Source organism: Oscillibacter sp. UBA6647, from assembly GCA_002455655.1.
GTDB lineage: Bacteria > Bacillota > Clostridia > Oscillospirales > Oscillospiraceae > Oscillibacter.
In genome coordinates, this window is record DKLF01000108.1 from 17,217 (window position 1) to 17,489 (window position 273).

1 protein-coding gene is annotated in these 273 nt (G+C 61.5%); it reads right to left on the minus strand.

Translation table 11 applies throughout. From position 1 onward, the window contains the following. Positions 1-273, minus strand: a 273-nt coding sequence (locus B2W96_RS08105; protein WP_293009782.1) for a methyl-accepting chemotaxis protein, incomplete at both ends; no start/stop codon positions are given.

Consider the following 273-nt stretch of genomic DNA (forward strand, 5'->3'; position numbering starts at 1 on the left):
GGAGTTGTTCTGCACCACAGAAGAAATCTGCTCCACGCCCAGAGACACCTGCTCCAAAGAGGTGGACTGCTGGGCGGAGGCGGTGGAAATCTTTTGGACAATCTCCGCCACGGCGGCAGAGTTTTCCTGCAACCGCCCCATGGCCTGCGCGGTGGAGCTCATGGCCTGCGTCCCCTTTTCAACGGAGGAAACGGCTGCGGCAATCAACTCAGAGGTGCTTCTGGACGCCTCGGCGGATTTGCCCGCCAGATTCCGCACCTCGTCGGCCACCAC